Source organism: Streptomyces sp. NPDC097107 (genome assembly GCF_044762405.1).
Taxonomy (GTDB): domain Bacteria; phylum Actinomycetota; class Actinomycetes; order Streptomycetales; family Streptomycetaceae; genus Streptomyces; species Streptomyces thinghirensis.
Genome location: NZ_JBIWEF010000002.1, coordinates 604,166 through 617,405, shown reverse-complemented (window position 1 = coordinate 617,405; position 13,240 = coordinate 604,166). Strand labels below are relative to the sequence as shown.

12 protein-coding genes are annotated in these 13,240 nt (G+C 70.7%); 5 read left to right on the top strand and 7 right to left on the bottom strand.

Going from position 1 to position 13,240, the window contains the following annotated elements; genetic code table 11:
- Positions 1 to 2 precede the first annotated feature (2 nt).
- Entirely contained in the window at positions 3 to 221 is a 219-nt protein-coding gene (locus ACIQ1J_RS06540; RefSeq protein WP_403554624.1) for a hypothetical protein, read from the top strand.
- A 6-nt stretch (positions 222 to 227) separates the two neighbouring features.
- On the opposite strand, the gene ACIQ1J_RS06535 is transcribed toward ACIQ1J_RS06540, so the two are convergent.
- The 7 genes from ACIQ1J_RS06535 to ACIQ1J_RS06505 form a co-directional block, all read right to left on the bottom strand.
- On the bottom strand, positions 228 to 1,424 hold the full coding sequence (locus tag ACIQ1J_RS06535) for an MFS transporter (RefSeq protein WP_403554622.1): 1,197 nt from the start codon (positions 1,422 to 1,424) through the stop codon (positions 228 to 230).
- A gap of 1 nt (position 1,425) precedes the next feature.
- A complete protein-coding gene (locus ACIQ1J_RS06530) occupies positions 1,426 to 2,619 on the bottom strand; it encodes an argininosuccinate synthase (RefSeq protein WP_403554620.1) in 1,194 nt (397 codons plus the stop codon).
- Entirely contained in the window at positions 2,616 to 4,079 is a 1,464-nt protein-coding gene (gene argH, locus ACIQ1J_RS06525; RefSeq protein ID WP_403554618.1) for an argininosuccinate lyase, read from the bottom strand. The genes ACIQ1J_RS06530 and argH overlap by 4 nt, the downstream gene beginning before the upstream one ends.
- On the bottom strand, positions 4,076 to 4,612 hold the full coding sequence (locus tag ACIQ1J_RS06520; protein ID WP_210962600.1) for a GNAT family N-acetyltransferase: 537 nt from the start codon (positions 4,610 to 4,612) through the stop codon (positions 4,076 to 4,078). The genes argH and ACIQ1J_RS06520 overlap by 4 nt, the downstream gene beginning before the upstream one ends.
- 219 nt (positions 4,613 to 4,831) lie before the next feature.
- On the bottom strand, positions 4,832 to 5,935 hold the full coding sequence (locus tag ACIQ1J_RS06515) for an AMP-dependent synthetase (protein ID WP_403554616.1): 1,104 nt from the start codon (positions 5,933 to 5,935) through the stop codon (positions 4,832 to 4,834).
- 13 nt (positions 5,936 to 5,948) lie between these two features.
- On the bottom strand, positions 5,949 to 7,343 hold the full coding sequence (locus tag ACIQ1J_RS06510) for an aldehyde dehydrogenase family protein (RefSeq protein WP_403554614.1): 1,395 nt from the start codon (positions 7,341 to 7,343) through the stop codon (positions 5,949 to 5,951).
- Positions 7,344 to 7,375: 32 nt separating this feature from the next.
- Positions 7,376 to 8,077, bottom strand: a complete 702-nt coding sequence (locus ACIQ1J_RS06505; protein WP_403554612.1) for an NRDE family protein — start codon at positions 8,075 to 8,077, stop codon at positions 7,376 to 7,378.
- A gap of 288 nt (positions 8,078 to 8,365) precedes the next feature.
- On the opposite strand from ACIQ1J_RS06505, the gene argJ reads away from it, so the two are divergent.
- Genes argJ through ACIQ1J_RS06485 form a run of 4 tightly spaced genes read left to right on the top strand, consistent with a single transcriptional unit; the run spans position 8,366 to position 13,132 of the window.
- A complete protein-coding gene (gene argJ / locus ACIQ1J_RS06500; RefSeq protein ID WP_403554610.1) occupies positions 8,366 to 9,520 on the top strand; it encodes a bifunctional glutamate N-acetyltransferase/amino-acid acetyltransferase ArgJ in 1,155 nt (384 codons plus the stop codon).
- Positions 9,521 to 9,561: 41 nt separating this feature from the next.
- Positions 9,562 to 10,665, top strand: coding sequence for a GNAT family N-acetyltransferase (locus tag ACIQ1J_RS06495; protein WP_403554608.1), 1,104 nt, complete (start codon positions 9,562 to 9,564; stop codon positions 10,663 to 10,665).
- Entirely contained in the window at positions 10,662 to 11,906 is a 1,245-nt protein-coding gene (locus tag ACIQ1J_RS06490; protein WP_403554606.1) for an ATP-grasp domain-containing protein, read from the top strand. The genes ACIQ1J_RS06495 and ACIQ1J_RS06490 overlap by 4 nt, the downstream gene beginning before the upstream one ends.
- A complete protein-coding gene (locus ACIQ1J_RS06485) occupies positions 11,903 to 13,132 on the top strand; it encodes an MFS transporter (RefSeq protein WP_403554604.1) in 1,230 nt (409 codons plus the stop codon). Before ACIQ1J_RS06490 ends, ACIQ1J_RS06485 begins: the two co-directional genes overlap by 4 nt.
- Positions 13,133 to 13,240 lie beyond the last annotated feature (108 nt).

Sequence of the window (13,240 nt, the reverse complement as noted above, 5' to 3'; positions counted from 1 at the left end):
CCTTGAAGAGCCAGCAAGGAGGCGACCGGGTCTTCGCCTACTCCGGGCGGCGCAGCGTGCAGCCGTCGCGGTCGGCGCACGTCCGAGCCGCCGGGCAGACCGGACGGCGCGCCGTCGCGGCACACATCCGTACGCGCGTCAATCGCAGTACCGCCTTCCCCCGCGGCTCTCTGGCGCTGGCCGGAGCGTCTCTCGCCCTGGCCGTCACCGTCGCGCCGTAGGACGACCTACTGTGGGGAACGCAGCGCACGTCCACCATGCCGGACGAGGGTGAATGCCGCCGCGACGAGCGCCAGGATCCACAGCGACGCCAATGACCACGCCATCCCGTCCGTGCCCCACAGGTCCATCGCGGCGCCCGCGTAGGGCGGGCCGACTACACCGCCCACTCCCCACACGACCGCGAAGGCCGTATTGGCCAGGAGCAGGTTCTGGCCGCCGAGGTCGGCGCCGAGGATGCTCAGCACCAAGGGGTAGCCGGAGAAGGCGATGCCGCCCCAGATGGCCACCAACGGCCACATCCACCCCCCGGAACCCATGATGAGGGGAAGCAGCAGCGAACCCGCCGTGCCCGCCGCGAGGGAGAGCAGGAGCGCGGAGCGGCCGCCGATCCGGTCCGCGAGCCAGCCCAGCGGGAACTGCAGGGCCACCTGGCCGAGGAGTAGCACGGTCAGCGCCAGCTCCCCCTGTCCGGTGGGCAGTCCGGACCTCTCTCCGTAGAGGGGGAGGAACTGCAACGTGACCGCGTCGAAGACGGACACCGCGAGCACGGCGGCCAGCAGGGCCGACATCTGCCGGACCAGCGCCGTGACGGGCGCCTTCCCGGAGCTCTCCATACGCGGCACCGCGGACCGCTCGGTGAACAGCGGCACCAGAGCGATGACGGGGCTGAGCACGGCGAAGGCCAGCGCCGTCCGGACCGAGTTGCCAGTAAGGCTGAGGATGGCGGGGCCGACGCAGAAGCCGAGGGCGAGCACCGAGGTGTACGCGGTCAGCAGTCGGCCGCGGTAGGCCTCACCGGCGTTCTCGCTGATCCAGGTCTCGCTGAGGATGAACATGGCGACGGCGCAGGCGCCCAGGACCGCCCGGAGGACGAACCAGACCGGAAGGCTGTCCGTAAGGCCGAACATCACCATGACCGCGGACGTGCCGGCGGACGCCCCGACCATCAGTCGCCACGCGCCCGTTCTCCGTACCAGCGCGGGGATCACGAACGCGGTGACGATCATGCCGAGCGGCGTCATCGCTCCGTTGAGCCCGATCACGGTGGAGGAGGCGCCGTTGCTCTCCAGCATGCGCGCGAGCAACGGGTAGGTGATCCCCAGGGTCATTCCGAAGACGCCGATGACGGCGATGGGGCCGATGGCGATACGGACCATGCCGGCCGGGGGCGGCTCACGACGTTCAGTAAGGGCGTCCGTCATGTCAGCGGCTCACGTGGTTCCACACCCGGCTGGGCAGGCCGAACAGGTCGATGAAGCCTTCGGCGCTGCTCTGGTCGAAGGTGCAGCCGTCCCCGTAGGTGACCAGTTCCTGCCGGTACATGGCGCGGGCCGAGGAGCGGGCCGCCACGGACATGCCTCCCTTGTACAGCTTGAGCGTGATCTCGCCGGTGACGTTCCGCTGCGTCGGGCGGACGAACCCGTCAAGGGCTTCACGCAGCGGGCCGTGCCACAGGCCGTCGTAGACGGCCTTGCTCCAGACCGCCTCCAACTGCCGCTTCTGGTGGAGCACATCGGCGGGCAGGGTGAGGTTCTCCAGCTCCTGGTGCGCGCGGATGAGGAGCAGCATCCCCGGCACCTCGTACAGTTCACGGGACTTGACGCCCACCACACGGTTCTCAAGCATGTCGACCCGGCCGACGCCGTGGCTCCCGGCAAGGGAGTTGAGGCGGCCGAGCAGGACGAGCGGTGCGAGTTCCTCGCCGTCCACGCTGACGGGGACGCCGTGGGCGAAGCCGACGGTGACGTGGGCGGGTGTGTCGGGGGCTGCCTCGGGGGCGGTCGTCAGGCTCCACACCTCCTCGGTGGGTTCCCAGGTGAGGTCCTCGATGAGTCCCGCCTCGACGTTGCGGCCGAGAATGTTGAGGTCGATGGCCCAGGGCTTCTCCTGGGTGACGTGCGGGGCTATCCCGTGCTTCTCGGAGTAGGCGATCGTCTCGGCGCGGCTGAAGCTCCACTCGCGGGCGGGCGCCAGGATCTCCAGGTCGGAGTTGAGCAGCCCGACGGTCAGGTCGAGGCGGACCTGGTCGTTGCCCTTGCCGGTGCAGCCGTGGGACACGGCGTTGCAGCCGTGCAACCGGGCGGTCTCGACGAGGAGTTCTCCGATCAGGGGGCGGCCCAGGGCCGAGCTGAGCGGGTAGTGGCCGTCGTAGAGGGCGTTGGCCTGGATGGCGGGGATGCCGAACTCGCGGACGAAGCGGTCCTTGACGTCCACCACCACCGCGTCGTCCGCTCCCGCCTCCAGGGCCTTGCGGCGCAGGGGCTCCAGCTCGTCGCCCTGTCCCAGGTCGGCGGCCATGGCGACGATGTGGTCGGCGCCCATTTCGTGCCTCAGGTAGGGGATGCAGGCCGTGGTGTCGACCCCACCCGAATAGGCCAGCACGACACGCTTGGTCATCGGTTCTCCTTGGTGAGAGCGGAGTTGAGACGGCGCAGCTCGGCGGCCGCCTCCCGTACGCGGGCGGGCGAGGTGCCGCCGGGTGAGTCGCGGCGGGTGACGGCGTGTTCCACCGTCAGGACGTGCGGGGGGAGTTCGGCGAAGCGCGGGTCGAACTCGCCCAGCTCGGCCGGCCGGGCGCCGTCGAGCTCACGGCCCTGGACGGCGAGCCACTTGACGAGCCCGCCGACGACGCTGTGGGCCTCGCGGAAGGGCACTCCCCGGTCCGCGACCAGCCAGTCCGCGAGGTCGGTGGCCACCGTGTTGCCGAGCGCCGCGTCGGCCTTGGTCTTGTCGGTACGGAAGGTGATGCCGCGGAGCATCGCCGCGGCGGCGCGCACGCTGATCTCCAGGTGGTCAGCGGCGTCGAAGAGGGCTTCCTTGTCCTCCTGCATGTCGCGGCTGTAGGCGAGGGGAAGCCCCTTCATCACCGTCAGCAGGGACATCAGGTCGCCGAAGATCCGGCCGGACTTGGCCCGCATGAGTTCGGGAAGGTCGGGGTTGCGCTTCTGCGGCATGATCGACGAGCCGGCGCAGAGGTCCTCCGGCAGCGTGATGAACCCGAACTGAGGCGTGCTCCAGACGACGAGTTCCTCGCCGAGGCGGGAGATGTGGACCGCGAGGGTGGCGCCCGCCGACAGGTAGTCGAGCATGAAGTCCCGGTCGGACACGGCGTCGATGGAGTTACGGGTGATGCCCGTGAATCCGAGGCTGCGGGCGCTCTCCCGGGGGTCGATCGGGTAGCCGGTGCCGGCCAGGGCGGCCGCGCCGAGGGGGCTCTCGTCGAGGCGGCGCCGGGCGCACCGCAGGCGGTCCCGGTCGCGCAGGAACATCTCCCCGTAGGCGAGGAGGTGGTGCCCGATCGTCACGGGCTGCGCGCACTGGAGGTGGGTGAAGCCCGGCATGACGTCGGCGTGATGGGCCTCCGCCCGCTCCGAGACGACCTCGATGACCTCGGCGAGCAGGGCGTCGAGACGGTCGATGGCGTCCCTGACCCACATGCGGGCGTCGACGGCGACCTGGTCGTTGCGGGAGCGGGCCGTGTGCAGCCGCCCCGCCACCGGGCCGATGAGTTCGCGCAGCCGGGCCTCCACGTTCATGTGGACGTCCTCGAGCGCGGGGTCGAAGACGAACTCGCCCGCGTCGACCTCCGCGCGGATGCGTTCCAGCCCGTCCACGATCTCGGTGGCCTCCCCGGCGGAGAGCACCTTGCACGTGGCGAGCATGCGGGCATGGGCGATCGACCCGTCGATGTCCTGCTGCACGAGCCGGTGGTCGAAGCGTACGGAGGCGTTGATCTCCTCAAGGAGCGAACTGCCGCCGGTGAGCCAGCCCTTCCACATCCGGTCGTCGCCCGGCTGCTTCTTCTCGTTGCCCGGTTGGTCGTCCTCGTTGCCCGGTTGGTTGTCCGTGGCGCTCATCGGGTGCCCTCCCCCATCAGTACGGCCACCTGGAAGTCGAACGAAGCCTGGTAGGTGCGGCGCTTCCTGCGGATCTCGCGCAGCCGGTACAGGCTGGCGAGCCACTGCGCCTTGTACAGGATGCCGAGGAACAGGCCCCGGCTGAGGGAGCCGCGCGTCAGGTCGGCCTCGCTGTCGTGGAGGTCGAAGCCCGAGCCGGCGGCGATGTGTCCCATCCTGGCCGAGGAGAAGAAGAGCAGGAGCTTGCGGCCGGACGTCCGTATCGCGCCGACGGCGTCTTCGAGCAGCAGGCGCCCCAGGCCGTGGCCGCGGTGCTCCTCGAAGACGTACACCACGGCTATCTCGCTCCAGCCCCCCAGGAGATGGTGGACGAGGAGCGCCCCCGCGACCCGGCCCGAGGCCGTGTCGCGGAGCAGGAAGGTGTCCCTCTTTCCCGTCCACTCCCGGAGGCTGTAGCCGGTGATGTGCGGCGAGGTCCTGATGCGCTCCATCACCTCGGCGGCCTCGGCGGCGGTGAGCGGCCTCCTCACCACCTCGAATCGGTCCCGGCTGTCCGATTCCTGCTCGACGACGGATGGCGATACGTGGGTGCCCGAGGGCCCCGTTGGCTTTGTGAGGGAGACTGCGGTACTGCGCCCGATCTTTACCGTGCCGTGTGCGGCAGAACGCGGGGACCTCATAGTGCTGTACTCCAAAACAAGAAGGGTACGTGCTTCGCCCTCTGCGGGCCGCGGTGTCATGTCCGGTGCGGGTCAGTACACGCCCTCCACGCGCCGGCCCTCGGTGAACTCCGGGCTGAAGGGGTCGCCGATCCAAGCCCACGGGAAGAGTTCGGCGGCGGCGCCGTACGGCTGCACCCGGCGGGCCCGGTCGCGTTCGAGGAAGCCCGGCAGCAGCTGGTCGTGGGTGAGCCGCCAGACCCGCACCCGGCCCTCTTCGCCGAAGGCGACCGGGACGTTGTCCTCGCCCACGACGTCGATGCTCACCGAGGGCGAGCTGGGGATGTAGACGAGCTTGTGCTCGTCCTCCGGTTCGAACGGCTTCTGCCAGCTGATGCTGGTCGTCGACGAGCCGTACATGCCGAGGACCGGCACGCCCGGGAAGACGTCTTCGCGCAGCAGCTTGTGCGACTGCACGGGCAGCGTGGTTCCCGCGTGCACGACTCCCAGAACGTCCTTGAGGAGCCTGGCGTCCACGTACTCGGGCAGCATCTCCAGGAGCCTGGCGGTCCCGTAGATGACGCCGATGCGCTGCGACTGCAGGACGGCCGTCACCTGGTCCCAGATGTGCTGGACGTAGCGGTTGTACGCGTCGGTCATGCCCTCCTCGCCGAAGATCTTCACGATCCGCGGGTCGAGGTCGATCGAGAAGCACATGCCGCCCCGGCTCTCCGCCCAGTCGACCACGAGCCGACCGATCGTGTGCGGGCCCATCGGCGAGATGTACAGCCAGTTGCAGTCCCGGGGAATGCCATGGGTGTCCATGGCGTAGTGGGAGAACTCGCTTACGTGCTTCCAGTACGCGCCGCCCCAGGTGGCGTGCTTGGGCAGGCCGGTCGTGCCGCCGGTCTGGGCCGCCCAGAGGAAGTCGGCGTCGCGCACCACATCGGCCGGGATGAAGTCCTCGACGGGGCGACGGCGGCTCGCCTCCTCGTACGCCTCCTGGTCGGACTCGTCCCGGAACGCGAGGAGTTCCTGGGCGGACTCCCATCCGTCCACCCGGGCGTAGGCGTCCGTACCGAGCCTGCGGTCCCGCTCCAGCCAGAACGGCGACCCCGTCTCGGGGTGCAGATGGCGCCGCACGACCGCGCGCGCATGTTCGTCGGACACCGCGTGCAGCGGCAATGAGTTCACCATGAACGTCTCCGGGTCAGTTGGGGAGTACGGGCTTCTTCTGGAAGAGGAAGTCGGCGAGGTAGCCCTCCTGCGGGTCGATCGGGTCGTAGCCCCGGTCGAACTGCTCGCCGTGGAACACCTTGGATATGGACGGCTCGGCGACGAGCTGGCCGAGCAGTTCGTCGTCCTTGCCGGTGAGGGACACGATCAGTGACTGCCGGCAGGCGTGCGCCACCTCCTCGCGCGGCACCTCGGCCACCGTGACGAAGGGGAACGGGAGTTCCATTCGGACCAGCGGCGAGTCCGGCTGTACGCGCAGCACGGTGGGCCGCAGGAACCGGGTTCCGTCCAGTTCAACGCGCAGCGGCACGTCCGTGAGGCGGGCCGTGACGTCCTCGGCGCCCGCCGCGATCTCGCGTTCGACGAGCTTGGCGACGTAGGCCCAGTCGTCGGGGTCGGTGAACGCCGGGACGTTCGCGGCCGGGTCCGACAGCGGCAGCACCGGGAACTCCGCGAACTTCGCCGCGAGCCGCTCCGCCGCCCCCTGCGCCGACCACGGGACCGCGATGCTGCTGACGTTGGTGCACAGCCGGCCGCAGCCCTGGAACGCCAGACGCGCGAGCCGCGTCCACGCCTCGTCCCCGGGGTCCTCCGGCAGCACGGCCTTGCTGCGGCCGAAGTGGTACAGCTTCAGCCGGGTCGGGTCGAGGTCCGGCGGGTACTGCTCCCCCGGCCAGATGACCTGGTCGGCCAGGCGATGGAAGGTCTCGGCGCTGTCGTGGCAGACCGACACGGCGCCGTCGGGCAGTCCCGCCTCGTACAGCGCCTCCACGAAGATCGTCGCAACGAACGGGTCGTGCTTCGAGGTGCTGACCAGGGTCGGCCTGCGGCTGGAGAGGACCTGCAGCCACTCGATGGCGATGGTCGGGAAGTTGGCCGGCACCCTGACCATCGCGGTGCGCCCGGCGGGCAGCCACGACCACCCGCGTCCGGTCTCGCCCGTGCGGTAGGGGACGGTGGTGCCGTCCGGCGACTGCACGGCCATGATCTTGTCCAGGTACTGCATCTGGTCGACGACGGCCAGGATTCCGCGGGTGGCCCGGCGCACCGGCAGCGCGCAGGACGAGGCGAGCGCGGCCAGGATGTCGGTGAGCGCCCCGCTCTCGATCCGCTGCCGGACGATGTCGGCGGCACGGCGGAAGAGCCCGAACCACTCTTCGTCGTCGATGGACTGCAAGGCCGGCCCGGCTGCCTTGGCGCGGTTCACCATCCGTTGCTGCACCAGGCGACTCGCGTGGTCCACGGTGGCGACCAACTCACCTCGGCAGCCGCGCAGTTCGGCAGGACGGTCGGACCAGGTGGGCTCGGCGCCCACCCAGGAGGGCACGGCGGGTACCCGCTCCGCGGCGGCGGTTGACGGCTGTGACAAGACGTTTCTCCCTATCGGTGGCTGCACACGGGCTAGCGATGGCTGCGCACGGGGCCGGCCATCCGACGCCAGGTTCCGGCGCCCCGTGGATCTGCGGTGAAGTCGTAGGTGAGCCTGTCGTGGCCGACGCGGACGAGCGCGGCCGAGGTCGTGGCATAGGACCGGCCCGATTCGAGCCGGTCGACGAGCAGGGCCTCCTCGGCGGCCGGCAAAGGTTCGGGGCCTTCGAGCAGGGTCCGCCACACGTCGTCGGCCAGGCCAGGCAGTTGTGGCAGGAAGCGACGGACCCGCGCATGCCCCAGATCGTCGAGTCCGCCGTACGTGAGCATGTGGTCGCCCGGGTGCACGTCCTGCGCGCGCAGCCGGCGCCCGTCCCAACTGATCACCCGCGTCCGCCCGGGTTCGGCGTGCAGCAGATGGAAGCCCGGAAGATCGGTGACGTCGTGCCGGGTCGGCGCCCCGCCCGTGAGCATCCGCAGCGGCAGCACACCGCGGCTGCCGGGCTGCTCGGGCACCTCCCCCGGGCCGTTCACCAGGACCGCGACCGCCGGGCGGTCGGTCCGAACGGCGAGCCAGGTGCCGCCGGACACGAGGTCAAGGCCGCCGACGAGGTGCCGTTCGGGCCAGTGCCTGCCCGGCGCGGACCAAGGGCGATCCGTGAACTCGTCCCGAACGGCCGCCACCAGAACGCCCAACTCCGGGCGCGTGTGAACGCGAAGAAATACGGTGCACATCACTTCCCCCGTTGACCGGCACACCATCCCTCTGGGGCGCGAGCTTACATATTTATACAGTCCTTGCCCAGAGACCCCAGGGCGGTCCGGCACACGTCACACGGCTGATGTGCCGTCAGAAAGCGTATGAATCCGGGCTTTTCCTACCCTCTGCGCACTGGAGTTCCATCAGCAGGCCAGGCAAAGTCTAGGTATCGTCATGTAGGGACATGTATACTCTGCGAGTACGCGGGGTGCATACTCGGCGAGTACAAGGTGCTCGGCGCGTCGGCTGAAAGGGGTGATGACATGTCATCGCTGAGTCCACGTGGTTTCCGCAGCCGGACAGCGGCACTCGGGATCAAGGACGCTGCGGACGATTTCACCGTCGTCCTGTCGGAGGTTCCCGCCGCGGTGTCGGCGGTGTTCACGCGGTCCAGATTCGTCGGGCCCAGCGTGACGCTGAGCCGCGAGTCGACGGCGGCGGGCGAGGCCCGCGGCGTCGTGGTCATCGCCCGCAACGCCAACGTCGCCACCGGCGCCGAGGGCATGGCGAACGCCAAGGAGGTCCGGGCGACCGTCGCCGAGGCCGCCGGGCTCTCGCCGGAAGAGCTGCTGATCGCGTCCACGGGCGTCATCGGGCGCCAGTACCCGATGGACCGGGTCCGCGGCGGACTCTCCGAACTCCAGTGGCCCCTGCCGGAAGCGGACCTGCCGGCGGCCGCCAAGGCGATCATGACCACGGACACCGTCGCCAAGCACGTGGCGCTGCCGTGCGGTGACGCGACCATCGGCGCCATCGCCAAGGGCGTCGGCATGATCGAGCCGAACATGGCGACGCTGCTGGTGTTCTTCTTCACCGACGCCCAGCTGGACCAGCCGGCCCTTGACCGCGTGTTCCGCCGGGTCGTCGACCGGACCTTCAACGCGCTGAGCATCGACACCGACACCTCCACGAGCGACAGCGCCGCGATCTTCGCCAACGGCCTGGCGGGCCCGGTCGACGAGGCCGAGTTCGAGTCCGTTCTGTACAAGGCCGCGCTGCAGCTCGTACGCAAGATCGCGTCCGACGGCGAGGGCGCCGGCAAGCTGATCGAGGTGCGGGTGGTCGGCGCCCGCGACGACGCGCAGGCCAAACGGGTCGGCAAGACCGTGGTCAACTCCCCGCTGGTGAAGACCGCCGTGCACGGCGCCGACCCCAACTGGGGGCGCGTCGCGATGGCGATCGGCAAGTGCGAGGACGACCTGGACATCGACCCGTCGCACGTGGTGATCCGCTTCGGGGAGACCGAGACCTACCCGGCGCCCGTGACCGACGAGGTCCTGGCCGCCGCCACCTCGCACCTGAAGGGCGACGAGGTCGTGATCACCATCGACCTCGGCATCGCGGCGGGCGAGTTCACCGTCTACGGCTGCGACCTCACCGACGGATACATCAGGATCAACGCCGACTACACGACCTGACGTTTCCCGACGGGAGAGGGACGCCAGGCGTCAGGGGGATCATGCAGAGCGGCGACAACGCGCTCCTGTCGTGGGAGCGCACCCCGGACATACCCGTGGACGACTGGGACCGCCTGGCGGGCCCGGACGATCTCTTCCTGTCCCACCGCTGGCTGAGGGTGGTGGAGGAGACCGCCCGGACCCCCATGCGGTACCTGAGCCTCAAGCGCGCAGGCGAGCCGGTCGCCGCGCTGGCCACGGCACTCGCGACGGCGGACGTGCCGTGGGTGGCCGGAAGGGTGGACCACCTTCTCGACCACTGCGTCACAGAGGGCTCCGACGGCGCGGCGGACTTCGCCCGCGGCCTGGACGGCGGTGCCGGCGCCCTGCTGCCCACCGTCCACTGCGGCGGCCGGCACGTCGGCCGCACCCGCGTGCTGCACACCGCCGGGCCGCGGCAGGCCCCGCGTGACGACGTGGAACTCCTCGTCGTGGAGGCGGAGAAGCTGGCCGCTGACACCGACTCCGCGTCGGTGTCCTTCCCGTACGTCGACGAGCGGGACACCACACTCACCGCGGTGCTGCGGGACCGGGGCTACTCCTCCTTCACCTCCGGCAACTACCACTGGCTGCCGGTCGACCCCGCCGGCTTTCCCGCCTACGCGGCGGCGCTGCCGCGCAAGCGCCGGCTCAGCGTGCTCAGCGAACGCGCCAAGGTCCGCGCGGCGGGCCTCGACATCACCCACGAGGCGGTCACACCAGAACTCACCGGCAGACTCGCCGAGTTGGAGGTCCAGCTCCTCGCCAAGTACGGCCTCGACTGGCCTGCCGAGCGGTCCGCCGCGGCCATCGCCACCGCCGCCGCCCGGTTCGAGGACGACGCCTCGGTGCTGCTCGGCCGGGCGGACGGCGACCTCCGCGGCTTCGCCCTGATGCTCCGCCGCGGCGACCAGTGGTACGCCCGCCAGTGCGGCTTCGACTACGGCTACCTCGGCAAGGTGCCGCTCTACTACGAACTCCTCTACTACTTCGCCGTGGAGCGCGCCGCCGAGCTGGGCGTCGCGACGATCCAGTACGGCATCGGCAGCGACACCGCGAAGCGCTCCCGCGGCTGCTCATCGACCCGGTTGAACTGCCACGTCCTGCCGTTGGGACAGCCCGGATGAGCCCGCAGGACACCTTCGTCGTGGTGGAGACCCAGCTCTCGCGCTTCGGACTGAGCCCCCTCGTCGCGGCGCGGACCCTGGGCTTCCGTACCGTCTTCGTCGCCAGGGACCCTGGCCGCTACGCCGGGGCGACCGGGCCCGCCGACCTGGCCGACCACGTGGTTCGGGCCGACACCCATGACGCGGCGGCCGTCGTCGCCGCCGTCCGGTCCGCCGCGGGCACCGCCACCGTGCGCGGCATGTGCACCTTCACCGACTACAGCGTCCACGTGGTCGCCGAGGCAGCCAGAAAGCTCGGGCTGCCCGGCCTCTCACCGGAGGCGGCCCACCGGGCGCGCGACAAGCTGGCGACCCGCAGGGCGTGCACCAACGCCGGGGTGCCCGGGCCGCGCTTCGCCTGGACGGTCACCGAACAGGCCGCGGTCACCGCCGCCGACGACATCGGCTACCCCTGCGTGGTCAAGCCCGCCACCGAGGCGGGCAGCATCGGCGTACGGCTGTGCCGCAGCGCGGACGACGTACGAGCACACTTCCGCGCGCTGACGGCGCACGAGCGGGACTTCCGCGGCCAGGCCAAGCCCGTCGGAGCCCTGATCGAGGAGTACCTGATCGGCTACGAGGTGAGCGTGGAGTCCGTGCTCACGGGCGGGCGGCGCCACACCATCGGCGTGGTCGACAAGGTCCTCGGGGGCCATCCGCACTTCGTCGAACTGGGGGAGAGCTTCCCGTCGATGCTCCCCGAAGCGGTGACCCGCGCGGCCTCCGAGACCGCGCACGCCGCGCTCGACGCCATCGGGCACGCATTCGGCGCGGCGCACGTCGAGCTGAAGGTGACCGCCACCGGCGTGAAGCTGGTGGAGATCAACGCACGTCCCGCCGGCGCGGAGATCACCCGGCTGATCCTCGAGGCCACCGGCACCGACCTGCCGCTCCAGGTCGTAAGGCTGCACGCGGGCCTGCCCGCCGACCTCGCCCCGCTGCGCAACAAGGCGGCGGCCTCGCGCTATGTCACGGCCGGCGCGACGGGCACCCTGCACGCCGTGCACGGCACCGAGCTGGCCCGCCGGGTCGCCGACCGTATCGACGTGGACCTGGAGGCCGAAGCAGGGGACGAAGTCCGCTCCCCCACCAGCAACATGGACGTCATCGGCCGGATCGTCGCGGTCGGCGACAGCGCCGCCGAGGCGGTGCGCCTGGCCGACGCCGCGCTCGGTCAGCTGCAGATCGAGGTGCGCCTGTGACCACGACGGACACCGCACCGCGCACGGGCCTGCGCGCGGTCCTTCCGCACGGCCGCGGGGTCGTCACGTTCGGACTGTCCAACCTGGTCAGCGCGTTGGGCACCGGCGTGTTCTACCCGTACACGCTGCTGTTCTTCCCCGCCCTGCTCGGCATCTCGCTCACGCAGGTCGGCACGGTCCTGAGCGTCACCGCCCTCGTCGCGCTGCCGGGGATGTTCTGGGTCGGGCGGCTCATCGACCGGCTCGGCCCGCGGACGGTGCTGATCGCGGCGGCGCTGCTGCGTGCCGCCGGGTTCATCGGCTACGTATCCATCCGCCACGTCGCGGCCTTCGCCCTGTTCAGCGTCCTCATCGCGCTGTGCAACCGGGCCGAGCAGGCAGCCTCGCCCGCCCTCGCCGTCGCCCTCGCGCCGGACGGCGAGCGCAACCGGTGGCTCGCGCTCGCCCGCACCGCCTTCAACGCCGGTGTCGGCGGCGGCGCCCTCCTGGGCAGCGCTCTGATCGCCGGCGGCGAGACGGCCCTGATGTGGCTCGGCCTTGCCAACGCGGCCGGCTTCCTCGTCGCCGGGCTCGTCCTGTGGCCGCTGCGGACGCCGACGGTGCCGCCCGCCGATCGCGCGAAGCTCAGCCGCGGTCCGTGGCGCGACGGGGCTTTCCTCGTCGTCGTCGGGTTCAACTCCCCGCTGTGGATGGTCGCGTTGGCGGTGGAGACCAGCATGTCCGCCTACCTGATCGGCACGCTCGGCGCGCCCGCCTGGCTGGCTGGCACGCTGTTCGCCGTGAACACCGGCCTCCTCATGGTCTTCCAACTGCCGCTCGCCCCGCTCCTGGATCGCTGGGGGAACCTCACGGTGCTCCTCGCGGGGACGCTGCTCACCGCGGTCTTCCTCGTGGCCATGGCGCTGGGCGGCGCGCTCGGCGGCACCGCCCTCGTCGTCCTGCTGCTCGTCGGCATGGTGATCTACACCGCGGGTGAACTGGCGGTCGCGCACGCGCGCTACGCCCTGCTCACCGATCTGCCGCCGCCCTCCGAACTCGGCTCGTTCATGGCGTTCAACCAGGTCGCCGTCGGGATCTCCGGTGCGCTGGTGCCGTTCGTCGTGGCCGCGTTGCTCGACTCGGCGCCCGCCGGGCTGTGGTGGCTCATGGCCGCGCTCACCGTGGTGACCACGGTGGGGGTGCTGGCTGCGCGCCCGCTGCTGCTTGCGCGCGGCCAGAAACAGTAGATGACCGTCCGAACCCGCGGCTCGTTCCCGCCCTTCGGCTCATAGATTCCAGATTTTCCGCTCACCCACAGGCGCTTTTGGTTCAGGCTGCCGTGATTCCGCCAGCAA